Raw genomic sequence first — 26,878 nt, forward strand, 5'->3', positions numbered from 1 at the left:
ATTTAACAAACACACCATCGGTAATGAGCAAATCCCTCCGCCGCGGCGGAGGGCATAGCTTGTCCCGACCAGAGTCGGGAGGGGATTTTTTCGGGAACGTCCTAAATATCAACTCGTTAATTATTACTTCTTTTGAAATCTTTACCGATGCCGGACCCTACTGTTAATTCGAAAACTAACTTTTTAAAACACGAAGAAATAGGGATAACGGTAGGCTTTTTGTAATTCATTGGACCTTACTTGTAAACGGAATGACTTAGGGATGAGGAGAGTGGAAACAAAAAAGGGGAGTCACAAAGGTTGCACACGAAGTAATATCAAAAAAACCTCTGTGCCCTTTGTTTATCTTTGAGTCCTCATATGCGACAAAAGAGAGTTACGGAGAACAAAGAGGTTATATGACTGCCTGCCGCCAGTAAGCTCTATAGTGAAACCGGATTTTCGCTAATGCCAGTGGCCCCTTACCCCTGAATTTAAAATTTGTTATCGGTACCCCCTTTTTCTTGTTTATTGTTGAATCGAAAAAAGAATCGAAGTCCCTTTGCTTACAGGGATTCCTTTAGCTTTCCCCCAGAACCCTTCGCCTATATCTTGGAATAACAATTTTATTCCAAATTCACTCCATACAATTTCATGTTTATGGCATTATTCTGAAGCAACTGGATGGATCAAAGCTAACCTGAGATGAAAATAGCTGTATTTTTCACCAAAATGTTCTTTTAAAGGTTTAAGCTTTTCTACCTGAAGGGATTCTCTGGCAGATTTTATTTCTTCAATAACTTTATCCGTCAACAAAGCAGTTACCTTTATCTTCCCGGAAGCTGCCAGATCAATAATATGTCCTTCCACAGTGCTTATGGCAAAGCCTCTTTTTTGAGCAATCTGAGAGATTGAAAGACCTTCTTTAAAATATTCCAGGGTTTCAATTACAGACGATGAGGTACCTTTATATAAAGACTTCTTTACGATTGGCTTCTTTTCCTTCACTATCCCGTTTTCACTCATGTGATTCCGAATCACCTGTAAAAAAGAATCCCCATATTTTTCCAGTTTTTGTTGACCCACCCCACTGATTTTTATCAATTCATGATCGGATTCCGGATAATAGCGGGCCATTTCCACCAAGGTGGCATCTGAAAAAATAATATAGGGAGGCACATCCTGCTTTCTCGCCAGACTTGATCTGAGAGACTTCAGGGCAGCAAGCAATGCTTCATCCGTTTCAGTCTTCTGAATACCCTGGAAGAAATCATCCCCATCCATAGACAACAGGAATTTTTGCTTCTTTTTTAGCTTTGTCCAGGCCTGAGGTGAAAGACTTAAAACAGGCCTTAAGGGATCCTCCTGCATCAGGTACCCCTCCGTGACCAATTGGTGACCGAGCATTTTCCAAAAATCCGAAGACTTGTCCTTGCCGATACCATAAACAGAAAGCCCTTTTTGCTTCTCAGTTACTTTGGCAGATTGTGAGCCCCGCAACACCATGATTACATGTCCCAAGCCAAACTTTTGCTCTAATCGAACCACTGCGGAAAGCAGCATTTGGGCATAGGTAGTCACATCTACTTTGTTTCCTTTTTGGAAGCAAACATCACAATTGCCACAATCCTCGGGATATTCCTCTCCAAAGTATTGCAGTAAAAATTTTCTGCGGCACTTTTTGGTTTGACAAAAACGAACCATGGTATCCAATTTGGATTTCATGTTCCTTACATAATCCGGATTATCGGAATTCGAAATCATTCGTCCCAGGGTAATGCTGTCTCCAAAACTATAAAAAAGCAAGGCTTCACTGGGGAGACCATCCCTTCCTGCACGGCCCGTTTCCTGATAATAACTTTCGATATTCTGGGGCATATTGGTATGTACCACAAAACGGACATTGGATTTGTCTATCCCCATTCCAAAGGCAATGGTGGCGACAATTATCTTCACCTCATCTTTGATGAATTTTTCCTGATTTTCCTGTCTGGTGGCCCTTTCCAACCCTGCGTGGTAGGGAAGAGCTGAAAAGCCATTCGCATTGAGCTTGTCTGAGGTATCTTCTACTGATTTTCGGGACAAACAATAAACAATACCGGAATCATTGGGATGTAAGCGGAGGAAGTCTACCAGTTTGCCGAAGGCATCCGATCTCAAAGAAACCCTGTAAGTAATGTTTGGCCTGTCAAAGGATGAAATAAACCACTGTGGCTGATTCAGAAACAATCTTTTGGCAATGTCCTTTCTGGTATCCTTATCAGCGGTTGCCGTAAGTGCCAGAAAAGTAGTTTCTGGAAAAGATTTTCTTACTTCCCCTAAGCGCAGGTATTCCGGCCTGAAATCATGCCCCCATTGGGATACGCAGTGGGCTTCATCTACGGCTACCAGTGACAATTCGATTTTTTTAAGCATCTCTACCAGGGGATATGCACCACCATAAAGTTTTTCTGGCGCCACATACAAAAGCTTAATCTGCCCCTTAAAAACCTGCTCCGAAATAAACCTTTGCTCACTGATATCTTGGGTAGAATTCAAAAAAGCCGCAGGAATTCCCAATTGATTCATGGCGTCTACCTGGTCCTTCATCAAAGCGATCAAAGGAGAAAGCACCAAAGTCAATCCGGGAAAAATCATGGCGGGAATCTGGAAACATACGGATTTTCCAGCCCCGGTAGGCATCAGTGCAATACAGTCTTTCTTTTCCAGCACACATTGAATGATAGCTTCCTGGTTGCCCCTGAAGGAATGATAGCCATAAAAATTTTTTAATACATCCAGTGGTTTCATGTGATACTCCTGTGAATATGAAAAAGAATAACAAGTTAATTTACTACAAATTCAAAAAAAATTCAAATATCCACTTTCCGTAAAAAAAATTTACTCCTTGAGTACTTTAATGATTTGACTTTCATTTCCCCACCTTAAATGAATAAAATACAGCCCGGTGGCTAATGAACTGATATTCTCTGATAATTCCTGGTTAAGGCTTTCCAGGTTCCTTCCTTTAAAGGAGACCACTTCCCCGAAGGGACCCAAAATGGTCATGTCAATGGGTTCACCACTGTATTTTTCCTGATTCAAAATGGATATTGTAACCTCCTCGCCCCTGTTGGGGTTGGGATAAATTCTCCATGTCGAATTTTCCTTACCGGTGCCAGGAATATCCAGGGCCAATACCTCTCCAATAAATTCAGCATCCCCACTTTGGCCTACCTGCAACAGGCGGTAATAAATCCTGGATTCAAAAAGCGGTAGCTGTTCATCCCAAAATTCATAATTGCTTATTTCAGTGGTACCGCCCACTCCAGGTAGCTTATCGAGAGAATTAAAAAAGTCAGGACTACCAACAGCTCTTTCAATGATAAAATACCGGAAATCTTCTTCACTCGCCGTGCTCCAGCTAAGTTTGACCATCCTTTGATCTGCATCATATTCAACTTGCTGATCCAGCAAGGCTACAGGCAGTACGCTACAGTCAAAAAATTTGCCATCATCAATTTCCTGGGCTTTCCCCCCCTCGGAAGGAGGAGGAAATTCTCCACAAACAAATATTTTAGAATTATCATCTGCAATAATTGTGGCACTGCCATCCACAAGAACATCCCTACCCACGTATACTTCACTTGTACCTCCTATGGTAATTTTGGTATCTCCCCTAATATCTATGTCGTTGTCGATATATACCTGCGAATTACCAAATGTATTGAATTGATGCAACCTTCCCCCAGTTACTAATAAACTTTCGGTTCGGAAAAAACCAAAAGCATTAATCACAGAGGAATTCCCCGAGTATTCAGTTGGCCCCTCACTGGTAATTGCCCCTCCCTCCAACACATTCAGTACCGCCCTGTTTTCAATTACTATCGAACCCACGGTAACCATACCCGATTGATCCCCACCCAAAGAAAGGACTGTTTGGTTACTCGTACTTCCCTGCGAGATCGTTAATGCTTGGGCAATATCCATTTGGGAAGTCGCTTCCAGATGGAACATGATGCTGCTTTGACCTTCAATGCTCACATTGCCGGCAAAGGTGACATCAGCACTTTCTCCCAGGCTAAGAGAGACAAAGGTGCCACCGAACGCTACATCACCCGTGACTACCAGGTCATGATTGATAGTCACCTGCACCTGGCAACTTGTTGGGGCAAAAGGCGGGAAGGGCCCATTATCAGTACAACCGCTTGGTTCGTCAAGTGCCGTTTTACTCCAACAATCCCCATCTTGCCATATACCGGAACAGCCTAACGCCGAAGGCGTATATTCATATACCTGAGCACTAGAATTGTTCAGGGGTAAAACAAGGCATAGCAATACCAACGAAGCTGAAATATAACCGGGCATGAACAGGAATGAAGTGGGTAGTTTTAAATACAATTTTTTGCATTACATATCCTACGAAAGTAAGTCAAATTCCCAGCTTTTGCAACCAATTCATGATATTAAATGCATTTTTATTAAATTAAAAAACGTTTTTATAAATATAAAAATCCATAAAGACTTACTTTAACTGCATGCTTATCATTAAACGTACGCTAAAAAATCCTAAAATTGCATGCCAACTAATGGGTTTTGAAAAAAGGGTGAGCTTATAACCTCACAACCTTGATGCGATAAACTTCTTCTTCAAAGACCAACTCCAACACACAAACACCTTTTACTGCTTCCCTTATTCTGCTTTGTAACCATTGATCCAACTCCATCCCTACTTCACCCTCAAAAGTAGCCTCACTTGTGGCTTGCAGAAATCTGGCCTTCACTGTGCCTGAAACTGAACCGCTTACCAGTTTAACCTTTAAAGATGTCCCATCAGATGGGTTTGGATAAGCCGACCATTCAATTTTCTCAGTGACCTCTCTATGTATCCTGGTGCCTACTACATCACTAATGGAGGAATTCCCATTAAAATCAACCTGTCTTATCCTGTAATAAACCATCCCGGAAAAAACCAATTGCTGCTTGTCCTGAAAAGTATACTGGGTTTCAGCATTGGTCCAGCCAGCAGCTGTGACTTCACCGATTTTTTCAAATGCATCAATTCCCCCTATCGATCTTTCGATTTCATAATGACTGTTTGCTTCTTCCTTTGATGTTTTCCACTCCATCTTGATGATTTCATCATCTGCCATAAAAAGTTCAAATGATTTCCAGACTACAGGTAGGGCAAAACATCCCTGTCCGTAAAAGGAATCATTTTTCAAATTTACATGAGATGTATTCGCCTTGGTTGAATTGGGATAATCACATATGTAAACGGCGGCATTATTTTTACCTTTAATGCTTGCTCCATTTGAAGCATTAAGCTTTCCGCCTATGGAAACATCCGTATTATTTGAAATTTCAATAGTGCCGTTGGTCATGATTACATCATTTTGGATGATACCGCTGGCAAAGTTGCTGAGTTCAATTTTAGCCCCACCACTCATGGTTAGGTTGTCTTCAAAGGTAAATCCGGAATTATTTTCGGCGGAAATGCCTCCACCATTGGACATGCTCACTTCACCCGAAAACAATCCTGTAGCCGTATTTTTAAAGTTTATTTGTCCACTTTGTCCTGTAGAACTTGTTCCATCTACCTGTATCCTACTATTTCCGAGCATGTTTAATGTCCCGTTTTGGATCGATAAATCCCCGCTGACATTAAATTTACCGGTGTTTGATGAAGCATTTATAGTACCTCCGGAGGTGAATGTAAGGTCTTTTGTTTCAAAATCACCTTCCAGATTCAACCTGGCTTTGTCTTTTATTATGGTCTCATCTTTCACTATCAAAGTCCCCCCATCGCCTATGGTGATCTTGGGTTGGTTATCTCCCACGATCAACCTGTCTACTATTAACCTTGCGTTTTTGGGAACAATGATTTCAACTCCCCGGTTGATGTCAAAACTACCATTTACAGTTAATTCGGTTCCTTCTTCCAATTCAATTGCAGGCAAGGACCCTCAACCATTAATGGTCAGGTCCCCTTCAAACAACAAACTTCCACCTGAAGTAATCCTGATACCCGAAAACACCCCGCTTCCGAACCCGGATGCATTGCCATTGTATACCACATCATGACCAATAACCACATTTACCACACAACCCCAATTCTTGGAAATGGGTGGCTGACCCTGACTGATATTATCGTACTGCCCACAATCGGTACTGTTTGTCCAGGTCTGATTATCCTTCCAGGCACCATCTTTACTACTGGTGAAATCCTGTCCGGAAAGGAAATGCACGTTTAACAAGAACATCAATAGGAAAAGGATCGAAACACGCTCGGAGGAAAATTGAAATACTGAATTAAAAAAGGCTGTCATTGCTGTCATATTAAATTAACAGCATAAAATTATAAGGTTAACTACAGCCTCAGGAAATTAATCGTCCAACCAATGTATTACTCCGGCAGGAAGGAGAAAAATGAAGGTGAAAATATTTTAATATTCACTATTTTGTATTTCAAATATAATTTTTTGCGCTTATAAAATAAAAAAACCCGGTTACCCGGGCTTTAATTATTTTAGATTAGTAGGTAATACTATCCATTCATACTGATCAAAAATTCAGCATTGTCTCTGGTTCCCTTCATTCTTTGCAGTAAGAACTCCATGGCTTCCTGAGAAGTCATGTCAGACATAATTTTCCTTAGGATCCAAATCCGCTGCATTTCCTCTTTATCCATGAGCAAGTCCTCTCTTCTGGTACCAGATCCGGGAACATCGATAGCAGGATATATCCTCCTGTTGGATAACTTCCTGTCCAGGGATAGCTCCATGTTTCCTGTCCCCTTGAATTCTTCAAAAATCACTTCATCCATTTTTGAACCGGTTTCTACAAGGGCGGTGGCAATAATAGTAAGTGAACCTCCGTTTTCTACATTCCTTGCTGCGCCAAAGAAACGCTTTGGCTTGTGCAGGGCGTTGGCATCCACCCCTCCTGATAATATTTTACCTGAAGAAGGCACCACCGTATTGTAGGCTCTGGCCAAACGGGTGATGGAGTCCAGCAAAATGACCACATCGTGCCCACACTCTACCATTCTTTTTGCTTTTTCCAAAACCAAAGCAGCTACTTTTACATGCCTTTCGGCTTGCTCATCAAAAGTAGAAGATATCACTTCAGCTTTAACCGACCGGGCCATATCTGTTACCTCCTCAGGTCGCTCATCGATTAAGAGGATCATGAGGTGTACTTCCGGGTGATTTTCGGCAATGGCATTGGCTATTTTTTGCAACAACACGGTTTTACCGGTCTTAGGTTGAGCTACAATCATCCCTCTTTGCCCTTTTCCTATTGGGGCAAAAAGATCAACAATTCTGGTGGAATAATTATCAGCTTTGGTAGTCAGGCTAAACCTTTCTTGTGGAAATAATGGCGTGAGGTATTCGAAAGGGATCCTGTCCCTGATCTCATCCGTGGTCTTGCCATTTACAGTACCTACTTTCAAGAGGGCGAAGTATTTTTCACCTTCTTTAGGTGGTCGGATCTGGCCCTGGATATTGTCTCCTGTTTTAAGGCCAAAAAGTTTTATTTGAGAGGGTGATACATAAATATCGTCAGGTGAGGCCAGGTAGTTGTAGTCTAAAGACCTTAAAAATCCATACCCATCCGACATGATCTCAAGCACTCCGGAATTTTCTATTATCCCGTCAAAATCCTTTATAGTAACAGATGGCTTCCTTTTGGGTGTGTATTGCTGCTCCTGATTAGGCTGCTCATCTAAATCTCTGCTGGTATTCCTTTTTTTAGAAAAATCAGGTTCGTTGGAAGGGGAAGTATGCGCTTCGTTTCCTGATTTGATTTCATCCAAATCTACCACCGCCCTACGCCTGGGCCTGAAACTCCTTCCTTTTTCATCCTCACCCTTATTAGAGGCCTTGTTTCCGCTTTCTTCAACCTTCCTGTTATCTTCTTGCTTTTTATTCTCCTCGGCCTTCTTGTTACTTTGCTTGTTTTTTGGCTTCTTATCCTGACTTTCGTTCTTTCTTGGCAGGGGTTTTGGAGATTTTTCGGCAAGTTTTTCCTCCTTCTCTTTTTCTACTTTGGAATCTTCTTTAGGTAGTTCGGTCACATTTTGCCGCTTAAATTTGGGCTTTTCCTCCATAGAAGCAGAACTTTCGGTTTTCTCTCCAGACCCTTCCTGATCTCCTACTTCCGTTTCTACTTTGGAAGGTTTCTTTTTAGGAAGAGACTTTTCCGGTGTGATGGCCTGTTGGTCCAAAATGGCATAAACCAAATCCTCCTTTTTCAAAGATTTAAAATTCTTAACCCCCAACTCCTCGGCTATCTCTTTTAGTTCAGACAATAGTCTGATTCTTAATTCTTCTATGTTATACATAAAAAACGTGTGAATGTAATTCTAGACTGTGTAAATGATGAAATGGTATGTATCTTGATTGGTATAAAAAGGTATACAGACAATACGGAAATCCCCAGGATGGTGATTTTCTGCTTCTTTGATAGTACAATATTACATCAAACGCTAATAATACGCAAATTTTTATGAAATTGTTATTAAAATAGTGAAATTCAGGCATACCAACTTAATTACTAAATGAATTTTAATCCCTATTCGTATAGCTGTATTTTACCTTTATTAATCCTGGACATCGTATGACACCCTATCGGCTCCACCCCATACAGTTAATCGCTTATTCCTTTCTTTCGATTGCCCTTTTTCTTTGGCTAATGCAGGTTGGGGCTTTTATCCTGGTACCGCTGATCTGGGGAGTTTTCTTCGCTTTTGCCCTATACCCTATTAGTAACTGGCTGGAAACCAATAGATTTCCCAGAGGGCTGGCCATTGCCAGCAGCCTTGTTCTGGTCAGTATTATCGGTGCCGCCATCTTCTACCTGCTGATCAATCAAATGATCCTTTTGATTGCTGATATACCTGAAATCGGCACAAAATTGAACGAAAAATTGATGGATTTTTGGCAACAAATTGAAACCAATTTGGGCATCATTGTTTTTGATGATGCGGAAAAAACACCTTCTCTGGACTGGCTGCCCCTGGACAACCTGAATAATACCATTTTCAGTACCGGAAAATCAATCACACTGATCGGGATTATTCCCTTATTCGTGTTTCTATTACTCTACTACAAAGATTTTTTTATCGAATTTCTGCTAAAGGCTTCCTCCAGGCAAAACGAGGCCATCCTTAAATGGGTATCTGATTCAGGACAAGTCATTCATGCCTACCTGATCGGAATGGTGAAAGTCACTTTCCTGGTGGCCGTCATGGCAGGCATATATTTTCACTTCATTGGCATCAAATATTACCTGCTCTTTGCGCTATTTATTGCCATCATGAACCTTATACCTTATATAGGAGTAATCATCAGTTCAATACTTGTGATATTTTATGTCTTTCTTACCTCAGATTCATTCCTTTTACCCATTTTAACCTTAGTCGTACTGTGGGGCATACAATTGCTGGAAAACAACCTGATAACGCCATTGGTGGTGGGTTCAAAAGTAAAGGTTAATGTATTGGCGGTGGTATTGGCCATTTTAATTGGAGGAGGTATCTGGGGCATTTCCGGAATGATCCTCTTTATTCCTTTGATAGGAATCCTAAAAATAACCTTTGACAGGATACCGGAACTACAGCCATATGGATACCTGCTTGGAGATAAATTTCCGGTTTTGGAAAAAAATGAAAACTTTATCCGACTATTGAGAAAAAAATGGTCGAAAAAATAAAATGTGCGCACGAAAGGATTCGAACCTTCACACCCGAAGGCGCTGCCACCTGAAGACAGTGCGTCTACCAATTTCGCCACGTGCGCATGTGAATGCAAAAATGAGAAATAAAATCTTTCTCAGCAAAGAAAAAGCCATTTATTCATCTCAAACCCCGGTATTAATTTCTTCTCAGGAAAGCATTTCAAAGCAACACTTTCATTTACAATGCTTTCCTAACTGACAGGTTAAGACCTGTTGGGTTGATATTTTTTTGGCAAGTACGAAAATTTTGCGTTTATCAAGCATTATTCTATTTCAGCAGGATTTCACACTGAAAAAATTACCTTTTCACCCATGCTTTATCCATGGAAACTGCCTTTTCACCTGGTCTGTTGTCAAAGCTCGAATGAAGGGAAGGGCCAAAATGGAGTTTTAGTCAGGCCAAGGCACAAAATACGCGCATAGCCATGACTATTTAGGATTTATGTAAAGTGCTGAAATGGCTCAAAAGTAACACAGGATTACCCCTGGGTTTTGGCCTGGAAGAACAGGCGGTGTAAGCTTACCTTTCGAAGGGTAATTGATCAAAAAACCGCTTCTCAACTTTAAAAATCGTTCCATGCCGGCTATCTGGGGGAAAGCTGATTCGATCAGATATATCCGTCCAGTTTTGAAGGTCTGAAGACATTACCGCCCCCATCTTTTTTTCCATATATTTATCAAAATAGACCACCCAATAATCCCCAACTTTGGCAACGGTGGGTCCTTCAGCCCAATAAGCACCGGTAATGGGCGAACCTGCAGGCCCATATGGCCCTTCCGGTTTTTCAGCCCTTGCAATCCGAATATTTTTCCGGGGCGGCTCTTTGGTCTCATCCTTCACAAAAAGCAGGTATTCACCCGCAATTTTCTGAATCGTACCATCAATTACATTAAAACCCGGCTCATAAAACAATTTGGTGTCGGAAAATTCCTTGAAATCTTTGGTGGTAACATAGTATTGCCGGTGATTATACCCATCATCTTCCTGAGATTGTGTTTCAGGATAAAGCCCCCGGATGGTCGTGGACCAGTAAATGATGAAAGTCTCATCTTCCTTATTATAAAACACCTCAGGAGCCCAGGTATTTCTGGCACCTTCCTCATGTTCCATTACTGGAATGAATTCCTGCGCAGACCAGTTTACCAAATCATCTGAAAAAGCATATCCCAAACCTTTTTCATTCCAACTTACTGTCCAAACCATATGAAAGCGTCCGTTTTCGTCTTGAATGATACATGGATCACGCATCAGTTTATCGCCCCCTGCAGTAGGTGTAAGTATCGGCTCTCCCTCTTCCAATGCCTTAAAATGGTAGCCATCAACGGAATAGGCCAGGTGAAGACCGTCCTCCCCATTGCCGGTGAAATAGGAAAAAAGGTATACTTCCTCCTTTGCCTGATAGGCTGTAGATGAACAGCCAAATATGGAAGCCAAACATCCCAGAATCATCAACCAGGGGAAGACACTTTTATAACAGACCATTATATTCTATTTGATAATTTTTAGGAAAGCAAGGGTCAAATATAACAAATAATTGAAACCTATTCTGAAGCAGGTATCAGTTTCAGTCAACACATGGACAGGATTCCACCTATACGTTGAAAATTAAAATTAATCAGCTTTATTTCCCTTTAATAAAATATCCATCGCATTAAGTGGTTGATGTCAACACAATATCTCTATAAGCAGGATAGTACAGGATAGAATATTTTAAATTAATTGTGTAATTTATCTTAATTATATGAGGAACATTTAAATCATATAATCTTTTACTTATTTAATTAATTAATCAATAAACCTTAAAATTATGCAAAAAGTTTTCCTAAAAAAAATCAAATACAGCTTGGCTGTATTTGGTCTGTCCCTGCTAATTCTCAGCGGGCAGACAATGGCTCAAGGAGACAGGACGATCTCCGGAGTAGTCAAATCGCAAGAAGACCAGGAACTTATACCCGGTGTATCGGTATTGGTCAAGGGTACCACCAGAGGGACAGTAACGGATATTGATGGTGAATTTAGTCTGGAAGTATCCAATGGTGAAATATTAGTAACCAGCTTCATAGGCTATGAAACTAAAGAAGTAACCATTCAGGAGGGGATGAACAATTTGGAAATCCTGCTCAACTCGTCCTTTTCCGACCTTTCGGAAGTAGTGGTGGTAGGATATGGTACCCAGAAAAAATCAGACCTTACCGGAGCTGTGGGCTCTGTAAGCAGCGAAGCCTTGCAGGAAAGGCCTTCTGCTTCATTGAACCAGGCCCTGTCGGGTAGGATTCAGGGCGTAAATGTTTCCGTTAACTCAGGCCGGCCAGGAGGAAGGGCCAATATCAGAATCCGGGGAAATACATCGGTTAGTATCGCCAATGACCCCTTGTATGTGATCGATGGGGTGATTATCCATGCGGCAGGTTTGGCCAATGGAAGCACACCGATAGATTACATCAATCCAAATGACATCGCCTCGGTAGAAGTCTTAAAAGATGCCTCTGCCACTGCTATTTATGGTGCCAGAGGCGCCAATGGCGTGATTTTGGTCACTACAAAAAGGGGTAGTAACTCCGGGGGAATGATCACATTTGATACGGATGTCAGCGTAGGCGTATTACCTAAAAAGATCCCTTTGTTAAATTCAGAAGAGTTTTTAATGGTAGAAGATATTGCCTACCAAAATGCCCAAAAATACGATCCAAACGGTTGGGCAAATGGAATTTACCGGGACCCCCAACTTAAAAGGACCAACCCCTTGTTATTTGATGCCAATGGAAACCCACTTCATGATACAGATTGGCAAGACGAATCATTTCGCCAGGCGGTAACCCAAAATTACCAATTGGGATTGACAGGAGGTAACGAAAAGGACTCCTACGGTATCTATGTGAATCATAGAAATGAAGAGGGTTTGATGCGGGGCTCTTACCTGAAAAGATATGCTGGCAGATTTGTATTCGACAGCCAGATCAAGGATTGGGTTAAAATAGGTGGAACTTTAAGCTATACGGACCAGAAAGAAAGTCAGGTAGATCCCTTGGGAGCTGGGGGAATCATTGCCATGCGGCAAGTGCTGGAAGCCCTTCCCATCATCCCGGTGAAGTATGCCGATGGCAGCTGGGCAGGCAATGAAGACTATCCAGGCATGGAAGGTGGCAACAACCCGCTTCATGTGGTGGAAGACCGGGTGTATATGGTCAATACCCAGACCATGTTAGGAAATTTATATGCCAACTTTAGCCTGGCTGAAGGATTGGAATTGCGCTCGGTTCTGGCCACCAATATTATCAACCAACGGGTAGATTATTATGGCGGACGGATGTTGAATTATATCGCCAGAAACCAGGGAGGAGATGCCTCAGTCATGAATGACAGGCTAAATTCCTGGCAATTTGAGAATTACCTGACCTACAACAAAGCCATTGACGAAAACCAGTCTATCAATGCACTACTGGGTTTGTCCTGGCAACATGTCGACAGGTTTAACAGTACGGCAAGGTCCCAGAATTTTCAGGATGATTATTTTAAATTCAATAACCTGGGTGCAGGTGCCAATGTATTTCGAACGCTTTCCGGAACATCCGCATATGGCTTGAATTCCTATTTTGGACGATTCAACTACAACCTGAAAGAAAAATACCTGCTTACATTTACCGGAAGAATTGACGGCTCTTCAAAATTTGGTGAAGCCAACCGATATGCCGTGTTCCCTTCTGCCGCACTGGCGTGGAGGGTATCTGAGGAAGACTTTCTGAAGGATAGCCGAACCGTTTCCAATTTAAAATTAAGGGCAAGTTATGGTGTAACCGGCAACTCTGAAATTGCTGCCTACCAGGCTTTGGCCGGTATGGGTAATTATACGGTTATTTTCAACAATTCAAGGTCTATAGGATTGGGCATCAACAGGCTGGCCAACCCAGATCTGAGGTGGGAAAAAACCTTCCAGACGGATGTGGGACTGGAATTGGGTTTATTCAATAACCGGCTGACATTTGAACTGGATCTCTATAGAAAACTCACGGAAGACATGTTGCTCAATGCACCGGTCCCTTCCAGTAGTGGCTATACCCAGGTGACCCGAAATATAGGCAGCATGGAAAACAAAGGAGTTGAATTTGCATTGAACTCTGTAAACATGGTCAATAAAGACTTCAAATGGGATACCCACTTCAATATTTCCATGAACCGAAACAAGGTGTTGGAATTGACCGGTGGAGCAGATATCTTTTCGGGATCTACCATTATCAGGGAAGGTGAGCCTGTTGGTTCTTTCTTTGGGTTTGTCCACCTGGGAACCTGGGACACGGATGAAGCTGACCTGGCCGCCCAATACCTGAAACTACCCGGAGACATCAAATATGAAGATGTAAACGGCGACGGTGCCATCAATGACAACGACCGGGTCATCATCGGGCAGGGTATTCCCAAAGGATTCGGAACCTTGATGAATACTTTCCAATACAAGAATTTCGAGCTGATGGTCGACCTTCAATTTATGTATGGAAACAATGTACTGTGGAGAAGCAAGCATTCCGCGGAAGACAGGCAGGGCATCGCCAATAGTTTCCGTACCGTATTGAATGCCTGGACCCCGGACAACCAAAACACCAATATTGCCCAACTGAGGCCCTTAACAGCCGGGTACAATACCTTTAATGATTCGGACAGGGCACAGGAAGGCTCATTTTTGAGAGGACGAAATTTACTATTTGCTTATACTTTCGAGCCCGGACTGATCCAAAGAATCAAATTGAATCGATTGAGGGCCTTTGTTTCTGTTCAGAACTTCTTCCTGAACACCAAATTCCAGGGGTATGATCCTGAAGTTTCCACCTCCGGATCTCCATTTGACCAGGGGGTAGATTTATATGCGTACCCCAAGCCAAGGGTTTTTATGCTGGGAGTAAACATTGCCCTATAATCAGTAAATCTTAGAAAAAATGAACAACATGAAAAAACATATCATAAAAATAAGCCGTGTGTTGGTCATCGGATTACTGATGACCACTGCCTGGGGATGTAATGAATTTCTGGAAGAGACAGACAAGTCCAACTTCACCCTGGAAAACTATTTTACCAGGCCCGAACACGCCACCAGTGTGGTTAATTCCATATATGAAAGCCTACAGCCTGTCATGTCAAGTGGTTTTGGCGGTGGTCCCTGGATGATGCTGGAATTTGCTACCGGTCTGGCCAATACAGAATTGGGTCAGGCCCAAAACAGTCTTTTTGTCCGGAACCTGATCAACAATTCAGATAACGGATATGGACAAACCTACTGGACCAGTTCTTACAGGGGTATAGCCAATGCCAACCTGGCTATTGAAAAAATCCCTGAAATAGAAATGGACAATACGGCACAAAGCCGCTTACTGGGAGAAGCACGCTTTTTCAGGGCCTTTTATTATTTCAACCTGATAAGGATATTCGGAAATATTCCCTTGATCACTTCCTCGATTGATTTGACAAGCCCGGAACTGTATCCGGACCCTGCTACCACCGAGGCGGTATACAATCAGATTGTGGCAGACCTTGAGGTGGCTGAGAACTCAGGCCTTCCCTGGAGAGATGCAACCGGAAGGGTATCCATGGGAGCCGTAAAATCACTCATGTCCGATGTTTACCTGACCATGGCCGGCTACCCCCTACAGGGAGGCAGCCAGTATTATCAACTTGCGGCCGAAAAAGCTAATGATGTCATCCAATCGGGTGTTTTTGAATTGTTTGACTCCTACGAGCAACTCCATTCTGTGGAGGACAAAAACCTTGGGGAACATATTTTCATGATCCAATATGCCGCCTTTACGGTTCCTTCTTCCTGGCAGGTTTCCATCATCCCCTACAACAGGGGGATCTCTGCCTATAGCGCAGAGACAGGTGGTATTTTCGCTAACCAGGAGTTTGTGGAGTCCTTTGAACCAGGGGACAAACGAGCGGAGGAAAAGGAATTTTTCTATACCGAGTACAGTCTGGAATCCGACAGAAGCACCACCATGGAATTGGGAGACTACTATATATGGAAACATTTTGACGAGGTAGCCCAGCTCAGCACTACAAGCAGTGGTATGAACTGGCCTGTCTACAGGTATGCAGAAATACTTCTCAACTATGCCGAAGCTATCAATGAAGTGAACGGCCCTACAGAGGAAGCTTATGAGGCAGTAAACCTGATCAGACGAAGGGCCAATCTTCCAGACCTGGAAAACTTAAGTCAGCAGGATTTCAGAGAAGCCGTCTGGAGGGAGAAATGGGTGGAACTTTGTTTTGAAAATAAAACATGGTACGATATGGTTAGGCTAAGAAAGGCATTTAATGTCAATACCCGGGAGTTTGAGGACTATGTTGGCCATGAATTTTCCTATGGACCCACACTCAAAGAAAGGGAACTCTTATTCCCCATTCCCACCGCAGAAATAAGAAACAATGATAAACTAAGTCAAAATCCCGGTTACTGATCGGGATAAACATAACATTTGTTAATAGAAGGGGTTGAACCGGGTTATGGATACCGGTTTGCCCCTTTTATCCTTTTTTTGTAACATCGGTGCCCATTCCTTAAGGATAGTTCAAAACAATTTGCTTAAATTCAATTCGAATAAAAAAAATCCCCTATGACAACACCCTATTATTGTCCCAAATTAAGGACTTTACCCAACCTGCTACTTGTCTTCGTTTTTGCTTTGAGCTATACACTAGCCGAAGCCCAGGAAGAAAAATTAATGTTGCATTTTGAAGGACAAGATGGCCCCGGAAAAGGCAAAAAAATAGTCCTTATCAGTGGAGATGACGAATACAGATCCGAAGAGGGCCTTCCCATGTTGGCCAAGATCCTATCAACCCACCATGGATTTTCAACTACGGTATTGTTCCCCATTAACCCTGAAAACCAGGAGGTGGTACCTAACCACAACAGCAATATCCCAGGTATGGAAGCCCTTGAAGATGCTGATCTGGCCATCATCCTCCTTAGGTTCAGAGAACTGCCTGACGAGCAAATGAAATATTTTGATGAATTCCTCAGGGCCGGCAAGCCATTGATTGCCCTGCGTACCTCTACTCATGCTTTTAATTACAGTAAGGAAAGCCAAAGCCCTTATGCCAAATACCATTGGCAAAGTAAGGTGCCTGGCTGGGAAAAAGGTTTTGGCAGGAAAATCCTGGGGGAAACCTGGGTGGCCCACCATGGTAACCACGCCAAAGAGGGTACCCGGGCCATGATGGATGGGCTTCAGGTTGCTAACAAAAACCCGATTTTGAATGGGGTTACTGATATCTGGGCTGCATCTGATGTCTATACAGTTACCCAACTTGGAGATGATGCCACCGTACTCATACACGGTGCCTCCACTTCCGGAATGAATCCTGAAGCCCCTATTAACTGGGAAAAATCCCTGATGCCGGTGGCCTGGACCAAATCCTACAACTTAGAAGGCGGTAAAAAAGGAAGGGTCTTTGCGAGCACCATGGGGGCATCGGTAGATTTGATGAGCGAGGATTTGCGCCGATTGATCATCAATGCCACCTATTGGGGTCTGGATATGGAACCCTTGATACCCGAAGAAGCGGTGGTGGAGATAGTAGGCAACTACCAACCTACCATGTTTGGTTTTGATAATTTCCGAAAAGGGATGAAAGTAACAGACTTTGAATAAAGATCTGGATTTGACAATCAGTTTAAACCCACAATTAATAAAAAATGAATAAAATAGGATTTAACGTCCTGGCATGGTCTGCCGTGGTTTCGGACGATTTAAAACCCATCATCGAACGTTTAAAAACCATCGGATACGATGGTGTGGAATTCTTTGTAGGTTCTCCGGATGACAAGGCCTACCAGCAGATAGGTGCATTTACTGCGAAAACCGGCCTGGAAACCACCACTGTATTTGTTTTGGGTCCTGATGAAAACCCCATCGACCCTGATGCCAAAATCAGGGCCAAGGCATTGGACAAAATAAAGTGGACCATTGACCGATCCCATGATTTGGGAGCCAAAGTTATTTGCGGCCCTTTTCACTCGGCCTTTTCCACTTTTGCCCAAAGATCACCTACGGAAGATGAATATAACTGGAGTGCAGAAGTTTTGTATCAGGCAGGAGAATATGCCAGCCAGGCAGGCATAACCCTTACCCCGGAAGCCCTGAACCGGTTCGAATGTTACCTGTGTAACACCATGGACCAACTCCTCCACCTGGTCAAAAAAGTGTCACACCCCAATGTGAAGGCCATGTTTGATACCCATCATGCCAATATCGAAGAAAAAAAACTGGGAGATGCCCTTAGAAAAGTATCCCCATACCTGGGCCATGTCCATATCAGCGAAAACGACAGGGGCACCCCAGGTTCCGGGCATATCCCCTGGGATGACACCTTCGCCACGCTGGCAGAAATTAACTTCAAAGGATGGCTGACCATCGAAGGATTTACCCGAAATGACCCTGATTTTGCCAATTCCATCGGAGTTTGGAGGGAATTTTCCCAGCCCTGGGAAATGGCCGAAAACGGATACAAATTCATTAGAGAAATGGGAGCAAAACACGGTCTTTGATCCATTCATTTCCTGACAAAAAAATTCAAAACAAAACTTAAAAACATTTCATGGATAATTTACCCTTTCGCTTTGGTGCAGAAGTATACACCTGGTTTATGAGTAACAACGGAGAAACCTATAAAGGCCAATTGGGTCACATGATAGAGGTCATCTCCAAAGCCGGATTTAAAGGCATTCAGCCCATCTTTACCTGGATGGGGCCCCTGGCAGATGCAGATCTGTTGGAGAAAAAACTTAAAGAGGAAAACATTGATCTGGCGGCAGTTGCCCTGGCACTAGACTGGAATGGCAGCAAGGAAACGGATGAGGAAAAAAGAATTGCGGATGAAGCCATAAAATTGCTGGGCAGATTCCCAGGTTCCGTATTATGTACCGTTCAGATTCCTACAGGAAGGCACGACCTTACCCAAAGGAGGAAAAATCTGATTGATATTGTCAATACCGTATCAGCCAGAGCCACAGATAAGGGCGTAATTAGCAGCTTCCATCCCAATTCCCCGCATAGTTCTATTACCAGAACAGCCGAAGATTACCAGGTGATTTTAGAAGGACTTGATCCCAAGGTAACCGGGTGGTGTCCAGACGTAGGCCATATCATCAATGGGGGAATGGATCCCCTGGAAAAAATGAAAACCTACAGCTCCCTTATCAATCATGTCCACTATAAGGACTGGGACGGAAATCCGGAATTTACGCTTATGGGGAATGGTAAGGTAGATTTTACCCGTATCACCCAATGGCTCAAAAACGAAAATTTTGATGGTTGGATCATTTGTGAAGATGAAGGACAGGAGGCTCTGGAGGATCCAGATTTTGTCACCCTTCATGATGGCAAATGGGTATATGAATCACTCATTCCAAAACTTAAATAAGCCATGCCAACCATCCAAAGCAATGGAATAAATCTTTATTATGAAGAAAGAGGTGAAGGAGAACCCTTACTTCTGATCATGGGCATTACCGCTCCGGGAGCTGTTTGGGAAAAACATGTAGCTCACTGGCAACAATCCTTCCGCTGCATTCTGGTGGACAACAGGGGAGTGGGATCGTCTGATAAACCACCTGACCCCTATAGTTCTGCCCAAATGGCAGATGATTGTGCAGGCCTGCTCCAACATTTGGGCATAACCAGGGCACGGGTAGCCGGTGTCTCAATGGGAAGTATTATTGCCCAACAACTGGCCATTCGCCACCCGGATAAGGTAAGGTCTATGGTGCTCATGTGCCCATGGGCAAGGTGCGATAACACGGCAAAAGATATTTTCAGGCATATGGTCGATTGTAAGGCCAGGTTAAGACCAGAGGAATTTACCGTTTATGTTCAGCTGTTGATTTTTTCAAAAAGCTCCTTTGATGATCCGGAAAACTACAAGGGAATGTTAGCAGACAGGGAAAATGCAGCCGCAGACCCTAATCCTCAGCCCCTGATTGGGCTGGAAGGACAGGCTGAAGCATGCATCCACCATGACGTATTGGAACAGCTTTCCGGTATAAACCAACCTGTCCTCGTCGTTGGTGGGGAAAAGGATGCCTTTACACCAACATGGATGACCAAAGAAGTTGCGGCCGCCATACCCCAATCTCAATTGCACATTTATCCCAATAGTGGGCATGCCTTTCATTGGGAAAACCTGGATGATTTTAACCAACGAGTAAACCAATGGTTGATTGAAAATTAATGAACTTAAAAGTAATTCTAAAAGAATAATTTCTTTACTTCAACGTAAAAAGTGCTGCATAGAGGAGTTGATACCCAATCATGCAGCATTTTTTTTAAAATTGTTATTTAATTGAAAACAAATTGTTAATTAGGTACTACTAAAGCTTAAAGTATTACACCTGACTAACATGAAATTCAAATTAAATTTAACATATCTACCAAAATTTTTTGGAGCCATCATCTTGTTCTTACTTGTACTGAATATGGTCAGCCTATGGATTCAACATGCTGTTGAAGAAAAAAGACCCTTGCACGATTTCTTTATCCGGCTTTTTGATTTCAATCAGGAAGCAAATGTTCCGGCATTTTTTTCGTCACTCTTATTGTTAATGGCTTCCGGCCTTTTATTTCTAATCTATTTTAACAAAAAGAAAAAAAATAGAAAATCAATTGGCTGGCTGGGATTGGCACTTGTTTTTGTATTTTTATCATTGGATGAGGCCACACAAATCCATGAATTCCTTATCGGTCATTCCAGAGAATATTTTGATGCCTCGGGTTATCTATACTACGCCTGGATAATCCCATATTCAGCGGGTTTGCTGCTACTGGCCCTCATTTACATCCCGTTTTTCTGGCGCTTGGATAAAAAAATGCTTATCCTGATGATCTTATCCGGAGTTATTTTTATTGCCGGAGCCATTGGCATGGAAATGATGGGGGGAAATGAAATAAATAATAGTGGGTTTGGATTGCGATATATGATTTATTATTCTGTTGAAGAAACACTCGAGATGATAGGAGTATCCATTTTTATTTATAGTCTGATTTGGTACTTGTCTGTCAAAAAAAATAAAATAACTTTTAAAATAAATCCTACCACCAGCTAAAAACCCATTCCCTACCTCCGAAACAGGACAGTGCAGGACACTTTTCTTTCCCAATGACATAACTTTAAGGTATGAATGTATCTTTGATTGTATTTATTCTACTGAGACTGCTCATCAATGAACCCAAACCTGTTGTGTTTGAAAAGCAGCTGATTGCCATGGAAAGTGCCGAATCAGTGGGGGTATTGGATGTCAATGGAGATGGTAACCCAGATCTTGTCTCCGGAAGCTATTGGTATGAGGGCCCGGAATTCACCAAAAGACACCTTATCAGACAGGTAAAAAGGGTAAGTGAGTATTTTGATGATTTTTCTACCATTCCCATGGATGTCAACGGAGACGGAAACATGGATTATGTGACTGGGGGATGGTTTGGTAAAACCCTTTTCTGGGTAGAAAACCCGGGAAATAACGGAGAATGGCAACCACATGAAATCGCCAATACCGGAAACGTAGAAACTACCAGATCCTGGGACGTGGATGGTGACGGACAGTTGGATATAGTGCCCAATACCCCAAATCAACCACTTGCCTATTACAGTTTGAAAAGGGGCGATGGCGGTAAGGGAACTGGAACCTTTGAAAAATATCCGGTAACAGAAAAACATGGACATGGACTGGGATTCGGTGATATCAATGGAGATGGTAGAGGGGATTTTATCATCCCTGAAGGTTGGCTGGAGGCTCCTGAAGACCTGAAAAATGGCAAATGGAAACTCCATGAGGCTTTTCAACTGGGAGGGGCCAGTGTACCGATTCTGGTAGTTGATGTAAACAAGAATGGTTTGAATGACCTGATCGTAGGACAGGGCCACGACTATGGCCTGCACTGGTACGAGCAAAAACGAAATGGAGCTGACATTTCCTTTACCAAACACCCCATTGATCCCTATCAGTCCCAGTACCACACCATGGAATGGGCAGATTTAGACAATGATGGGGAAATGGAGTTGATCACCGGTAAAAGGTACCGGGCTCATAATGGGAACGATCCCGGAGCAAATGACCACCTTGGATTGTATTATTTCAAGTGGAACGGGGAATCTTTTTCCAAAAACATCATCAGTTATGGTCCCTTTGGAGAAGGCAAAGGGGCTGGATTGTATTTTTCGGTTGAAGACCTAAATGGTGACGGAATGCAGGATATCGTTGTGGCAGGAAAAGATGGCCTGGTAGTTTTTCACAATAAAGGAAGCAAATAAAAACTGGTGGGGAAATATGCTGGCACCATCTTCCTTTACATTTACTACGGAAAAGACCGGGCATGAATCGCATATGAAAAAACTTTAAGGTAACCAAAATTTAACCTTACCCTTACTTGTAAAATTTCCACAAGTCTTAACTTGGCTGCTCAATAAATAGCAAAAACATGAAAAAAATAGTAATCATTTGCTGGGCATTTTGTTCCAGCATCAGTCTTCATGCCCAGGATCTGGTAAAAGGGTACGTTTTTGAAGACCGCAATGAAAACGGGAAAAAAGAAAGAAGGGAAAAGGGAGTACCCGAAGTGGCCGTCAGCAATGGTGTCGAAGTAGTTTTAACGGATAAAAAAGGAGCTTATTCCCTTCCTGTAAGCGAAGACAATATCATATTCGTCATCAAGCCTGCTGGATATGCCGTACCCGTGGGAGAGGATAATTTACCGCGGTATTACTACATTCACAAGCCTGAAGGTTCGCCCGAACTCCAATACAAAGGGGTTGAGCCTACCGGGCCTTTGCCCAGGTCGGTGGATTTTGCCTTATATCCCAGAGAAGAAACCAAAGAATTTACAGCAATGATTTTTGGGGACCCGCAGCCCTATACGGAAAAGGAACTGGAATTATTTGCCAAAGGAGTGGTAGAAAAAGCCAAAAAAGAGGAAGGAATAAGCTTCGGGATTTCCCTGGGGGACCTGGCCGGAGATGACCTGGATTTACATCCCAAATATGTTGATGTGATGCAGCAAACCTCCTGGCCCTGGTACAATGTACTTGGCAACCATGACATGAATTACGATGCCACCAGCGATGCCCATTCAGACGAATCATTTGAAAAAACTTTTGGCCCTTCTGCCTATGCTTTTAACCATGGGGATGCACATTTTATCGTGCTGGAAGACATACTCTACCCTGACCCAAGAGACGGTCAGGGCTACTGGGGCGGATTTAGAAAGGATCAACTGGACTTCGTAGAAAACAATTTAAAGCATGTGGATAAGGACCGATTGGTGGTATTGTCTTTTCACATACCCTTGTTGCATGAAAATGAAAACTCCTTCCGGGACAGTGACAGAAAGCGGCTGTTTGATTTGTTGAAGGACTATCCCAACAGACTGGCTATTTCAGCCCATACCCACCTCCAAAGACACAATTTCTATACAGCCGAAGACGGTTGGGAAGGAAGTTCCCGTTTCCACGAATACAATGCAGGAACCACATCAGGAGACTGGTATTCTGGCCAGCTGAACGAGGAAGGCATACCCATTTCTACCATGAGAGATGGCACACCCAAAGGGTACGCTTTATTAAGGGTTGATGGCAATCAATATCAAATCGATTACCAGGTGATAGGAAAACCACTGGAACACCAGATCAAAATCTTTAATCCCAAAGTGGTGGCCAATAACAGGGGGAGTTCTTCCGGAATCTTTGCGAATTTTTACATGGGCGATAAGGATGATATCGTGGAATACAAAATCGACAACGGTGACTGGAGATCGATGAACTGGACAGCTGCTCCGGATCCCTCTTTTATGGCAGATGTCATGGAATGGGACTTCATGGAAAAATTATCTCCGGGAAGAAGGCCCTCAAACCCGGTAAATTCCACGCACCTCTGGCGGGGAAGTATACCAACCAACCTACCTGTAGGAAAACACACCATAACCGTCCGGGCAAAAGACATGTTTGGCAGAACCTTTACTGAAACCAGTGAATATACCATAGCCGAACCAGTACCCTTTTAAAACCGCCGATCTATCAGAAAAAGCGGCTTATCCATTCTGGAATAGTCGCTTTTTTATTTAGCAGTGCTGGGTTATTTGCCCGCCCAATAGTATACCTCAAATCATTTGACCCCAAAACCGGCCAACTCTTCATCAATAAATTTATCCCATCTTGCCTGGGCTTTGGCATTCATTCCATGTGCCGTTTCCCTGTCGTATTTTTCCTGCATTTGGTTCATTTCCCGGTAAGCATCCAGGTAATGGAAGGATACTTTTCTGTCATAATTATGTGGCTGAAGATCCAATTTCTCTACCTTTTCCTTTAACCGCTCCATGACAATTTTGGCGATATCGAAATGCCGCTGTTCGTGGTTGAGTCCATAACTGTTGTTGGTTCCCTTTACCCAGGAGGAACTTTTCAACATGAAGGTTTTGAAAACGATATCCACAATTACTTCCCCTTCTTCTATCCAGCTGTTGCCTTCATAGGCAATACTGGCAAAAATGGAGGCAGCATAATTACCAAACCTGGGCCTGCCTGTAAAATCCTTCCAGCTAAGTGGCCTTTGGGGATTATAAAAAACCGTATCATCCTGATGATCTTCACGATAATCTCGGATTTTCACTTTCACATCTCTGGCCAGTTTGATATCCTCAGTGGACTCCTTTTCTATCCAATCGTTAAAATATTTCAGGGAATTGTTGATAGATTTCCGCAACACGGGTTCAATCACAGAAACCTGGCGCACACCCCTTTTGTAGCTGACACCCCCCTGAAAATCGAGTAAGTGAACCAATTCATCACCCCTTTCCAGCTCAAACGAAAAATCCAGATAAACTTCCCCCTCCACCAGTCCACTTCTGGCATCTGCCAATACTTCAATTATTTTCAGGTCTCTGATTCGGATCTTAACGGGCCTCAGGTTCTGGTCCCTGGGCAAGGCCCCGAAAACATAGTTTTCCACGGCAGGGATGGCCCCTCCTTCCAGGTCCACAATCTCCAACTGGCTGCCGCTACTGATGTTCCTTACTAAAAAAGCCACCGGTGAGCGGTCAGTCCTATCATCAATCACTCCCTTGATATGAAATTCTTTTGGCACAAAAACCTGGGAATAAACCCTGAGGGATATGGGATCAATATTTTGTGAAAATGGGAAAGCAAAAACCGGAATCAAAACAAAAACAAGGCATGCCACAGGCATGTAAATAGTTATCCTTTTCCTGAACAACTGTCGCTTTATATAATCACTGGTTTTCATCATGTACCCATCCTCATTTGGCATAACGCCAATTTTGGTCAAGTGGTTCTGTGAACTATCATGGCATGGGTATCCCTGTAGTTTGGGAGATGGCTTTCAGGTCCCTGACCACCTCCATCTGAAGCGGAATACCACTTTTCATCCGCACTTCATATGCCCTCCACTCCGGATCTCCGGGAATCAGCACTTCCGGGGCTCCCTGAAGGGGAACAGCAGCCCTGAGGGTGCGGACCCACTCATCCATTTCTTCCTTAAATTCCTGAACTTCCCTGAATCCGTCCACATCCCAGGCAGAAAAAAAATGTCCTATACCCTTGCCAACTTGTTTATCCGAACCTGCAGTGTTGATGGCAAATGGAACGGCAAAAGGACCCCAATTGGCCCCACTTAAAACCGCACTTAATATATCCACCATTCCGGCCAGGCAATACCCCTTATGGCCGGAACCATCGCGGCTGCTTCCCAAAGGCAATAGGGCACCTCCATTTATCATCCTTTCGGGATCCTCAGTGGCCTGTCCATTTTCATCAAGGCACCAGCCTATGGGTACTTTTTTTCCCGCTCTTTTGGCAATTTCCACCTTTCCATAGGCTACAGTGCTGCTTGCAAAGTCCATGAGTACCACTGGTTCCTTTTGAGTAGGAAATGCCATGGACACCGGATTGGTGCCCAGCATTTTCTCTTTACCGTTAAAGGGTACCACCCCTTTACTGGTATTGGTCATGGACATACCAATAAAATCATGTTTTACCGCCATCAGCGGATAATATCCTGCAGCCCCAAAATGGTTGGTGTGAGAAACGGCCACAGATCCGGTACCGTATTCCCTGGCTTTTTCTATGGCTATTTCCATACACTTTGGCCCGATGACCAAACCTAAGCCATTGTCTCCATCTACCGTTACCACAGCATGTTTCTCCCGGATCAGCTGCAACCTGGGCCTGGGATTGATTTTCCCTGCCTGCAATAGCCCAAAGTAAGTTTTCAACCTGGCTATACCATGAGAATCTATTCCATGTTCATCGCTATAGGCCAAAACATCAGTGGCCAGCAGGGCGTCCTCCTCAGAGATATCAAAATACATGAATACCCCGTACATAAAGTCCCTCAAGGCTTGTGGTTCAAATAATTCCCTTTTATCCTCCATTGATGATTCCTGAAAAGAAAACATCCAGCAAACCCTTAAACAGTAAGCTGGATGCGGTAAAACAAAACGACAAACTCCTGCAGCCTGGCTTATCAGGGAAGGGGTTTGATCATGATATCCTTGTAATAAATAATACTTTTAGGGTCATGTGCCTGCAGGGCGATGGTCCCGCTGCTCAGCTTTTTCGGGCTGTCTCCGATAGCTTCTCTGTCCTTGGATTCGATATACTCATTGACCACCTCTCCATTGACTTTCACAGTCACTTGTTCTCCATTGACAATGATGTGTTTGGTGTACCATTCCTCATCAGAGACATAAGTATCCTTCACATCTTTGAAGCTGTAAACACTTCCCGTTTTTCTCCAGTCACCATGACTCTGGTTCACCTGGATTTCATATCCCTTTTCAGGCCAACCTCCTTCTTGATAGGCAGTGTGGATAAATACCCCCGAATTGGCACCGGGCATGGTTTTGATTTGCATTTTCAGTTCAAAGTTCTTGAAATCATGGTTCTCCACCTTGCCCGTGTAAAACATATGGGCCCTGGGACCATCGATTTTAATCACACCATCCGATATACTAAAAGAATCCGGGTTTTCGTTTATCGTCCAGCCTTTAAAAGATTTTCCATTGAATAATTTGATCCACCCGTCTTTATCCGCTTTCTGTGCAGAAACTGAAAAGGATACCAGGATACATAAGGCTACTACTAGGATTTTTTTCATTAGATTATTTTTTGTTTATTTAGCTATGTTGA

The 26,878-nt window shown here is 43.1% G+C and carries 19 protein-coding genes and 1 tRNA gene; 10 read left to right on the forward strand and 10 right to left on the reverse strand.

The window, feature by feature from the left end; genetic code table 11:
• Positions 1-645 precede the first annotated feature (645 nt).
• From recQ to rho, 5 genes are all read right to left on the reverse strand, one after another.
• Positions 646-2,769 (reverse strand): DNA helicase RecQ, encoded by a 2,124-nt coding sequence (gene recQ / locus HUJ21_RS15310; RefSeq protein WP_291371280.1) that lies wholly within the window; start codon positions 2,767-2,769, stop codon positions 646-648.
• 90 nt (positions 2,770-2,859) lie between these two features.
• Positions 2,860-4,359 (reverse strand): T9SS type A sorting domain-containing protein, encoded by a 1,500-nt coding sequence (locus HUJ21_RS15315; protein ID WP_291371282.1) that lies wholly within the window; start codon positions 4,357-4,359, stop codon positions 2,860-2,862.
• A 212-nt stretch (positions 4,360-4,571) separates the two neighbouring features.
• A complete protein-coding gene (locus tag HUJ21_RS15320) occupies positions 4,572-5,918 on the reverse strand; it encodes a hypothetical protein (RefSeq protein ID WP_291371284.1) in 1,347 nt (448 codons plus the stop codon).
• A 6-nt stretch (positions 5,919-5,924) separates the two neighbouring features.
• Positions 5,925-6,287, reverse strand: a complete 363-nt coding sequence (locus tag HUJ21_RS15325) for a hypothetical protein (RefSeq protein WP_291371286.1) — start codon at positions 6,285-6,287, stop codon at positions 5,925-5,927.
• Positions 6,288-6,505: 218 nt separating this feature from the next.
• Positions 6,506-8,305, reverse strand: coding sequence for a transcription termination factor Rho (rho, locus tag HUJ21_RS15330; protein ID WP_291371288.1), 1,800 nt, complete (start codon positions 8,303-8,305; stop codon positions 6,506-6,508).
• Positions 8,306-8,580: 275 nt separating this feature from the next.
• Between rho and HUJ21_RS15335 the strand changes: the two genes are divergently transcribed.
• On the forward strand, positions 8,581-9,675 hold the full coding sequence (locus HUJ21_RS15335) for an AI-2E family transporter (RefSeq protein ID WP_291371290.1): 1,095 nt from the start codon (positions 8,581-8,583) through the stop codon (positions 9,673-9,675).
• A 4-nt stretch (positions 9,676-9,679) separates the two neighbouring features.
• Here the strand turns inward: HUJ21_RS15335 and HUJ21_RS15340 are convergent.
• Positions 9,680-9,761 (reverse strand) — tRNA-Leu (locus tag HUJ21_RS15340).
• Positions 9,762-10,219: 458 nt separating this feature from the next.
• The gene (locus HUJ21_RS15345; RefSeq protein ID WP_291371314.1) at positions 10,220-11,149 is read right to left on the reverse strand and encodes a glycoside hydrolase family 43 protein; all 930 of its coding nucleotides are present in this window, start codon (positions 11,147-11,149) and stop codon (positions 10,220-10,222) included.
• A gap of 358 nt (positions 11,150-11,507) precedes the next feature.
• Here HUJ21_RS15345 and HUJ21_RS15350 point away from each other — a divergent pair, with 358 nt between their 5' ends.
• From HUJ21_RS15350 to HUJ21_RS15390, 9 genes are all read left to right on the forward strand, one after another.
• Positions 11,508-14,609, forward strand: coding sequence for a TonB-dependent receptor (locus HUJ21_RS15350; protein ID WP_291371291.1), 3,102 nt, complete (start codon positions 11,508-11,510; stop codon positions 14,607-14,609).
• A 28-nt stretch (positions 14,610-14,637) separates the two neighbouring features.
• Complete coding sequence (locus HUJ21_RS15355) at positions 14,638-16,143, forward strand: RagB/SusD family nutrient uptake outer membrane protein (protein WP_291371292.1); 1,506 nt, start codon at positions 14,638-14,640, stop codon at positions 16,141-16,143.
• 156 nt (positions 16,144-16,299) lie between these two features.
• Positions 16,300-17,340 (forward strand): ThuA domain-containing protein, encoded by a 1,041-nt coding sequence (locus HUJ21_RS15360; RefSeq protein WP_291371294.1) that lies wholly within the window; start codon positions 16,300-16,302, stop codon positions 17,338-17,340.
• 44 nt (positions 17,341-17,384) lie between these two features.
• Entirely contained in the window at positions 17,385-18,236 is an 852-nt protein-coding gene (locus HUJ21_RS15365) for a sugar phosphate isomerase/epimerase family protein (protein ID WP_291371296.1), read from the forward strand.
• Between the two features lie 50 nt (positions 18,237-18,286).
• Entirely contained in the window at positions 18,287-19,111 is an 825-nt protein-coding gene (locus tag HUJ21_RS15370; protein ID WP_291371298.1) for a sugar phosphate isomerase/epimerase family protein, read from the forward strand.
• Positions 19,112-19,114: 3 nt separating this feature from the next.
• On the forward strand, positions 19,115-19,918 hold the full coding sequence (locus tag HUJ21_RS15375; protein ID WP_291371300.1) for an alpha/beta hydrolase: 804 nt from the start codon (positions 19,115-19,117) through the stop codon (positions 19,916-19,918).
• Positions 19,919-20,087: 169 nt separating this feature from the next.
• Complete coding sequence (locus tag HUJ21_RS15380) at positions 20,088-20,789, forward strand: hypothetical protein (RefSeq protein ID WP_291371302.1); 702 nt, start codon at positions 20,088-20,090, stop codon at positions 20,787-20,789.
• 71 nt (positions 20,790-20,860) lie between these two features.
• The gene (locus HUJ21_RS15385; RefSeq protein ID WP_291371304.1) at positions 20,861-21,991 is read left to right on the forward strand and encodes a VCBS repeat-containing protein; all 1,131 of its coding nucleotides are present in this window, start codon (positions 20,861-20,863) and stop codon (positions 21,989-21,991) included.
• 167 nt (positions 21,992-22,158) lie between these two features.
• Positions 22,159-23,736, forward strand: a complete 1,578-nt coding sequence (locus tag HUJ21_RS15390; RefSeq protein ID WP_291371306.1) for a calcineurin-like phosphoesterase family protein — start codon at positions 22,159-22,161, stop codon at positions 23,734-23,736.
• A 101-nt stretch (positions 23,737-23,837) separates the two neighbouring features.
• Here the strand turns inward: HUJ21_RS15390 and HUJ21_RS15395 are convergent, their stop codons facing one another.
• The 3 genes from HUJ21_RS15395 to HUJ21_RS15405 all read right to left on the reverse strand — a co-directional run bounded on the left by HUJ21_RS15395 (position 23,838) and on the right by HUJ21_RS15405 (position 26,846).
• Positions 23,838-24,998 (reverse strand): hypothetical protein, encoded by a 1,161-nt coding sequence (locus HUJ21_RS15395; protein ID WP_291371308.1) that lies wholly within the window; start codon positions 24,996-24,998, stop codon positions 23,838-23,840.
• A gap of 34 nt (positions 24,999-25,032) precedes the next feature.
• Positions 25,033-26,121, reverse strand: coding sequence for an Ldh family oxidoreductase (locus HUJ21_RS15400; RefSeq protein ID WP_291371310.1), 1,089 nt, complete (start codon positions 26,119-26,121; stop codon positions 25,033-25,035).
• A 92-nt stretch (positions 26,122-26,213) separates the two neighbouring features.
• Positions 26,214-26,846, reverse strand: a complete 633-nt coding sequence (locus HUJ21_RS15405) for a DUF1080 domain-containing protein (RefSeq protein WP_291371312.1) — start codon at positions 26,844-26,846, stop codon at positions 26,214-26,216.
• Between the last annotated feature and the right edge of the window lie 32 nt (positions 26,847-26,878).

Source organism: Cyclobacterium sp. (assembly GCF_014762705.1).
Classification (GTDB): Bacteria; Bacteroidota; Bacteroidia; order Cytophagales; family Cyclobacteriaceae; genus Cyclobacterium.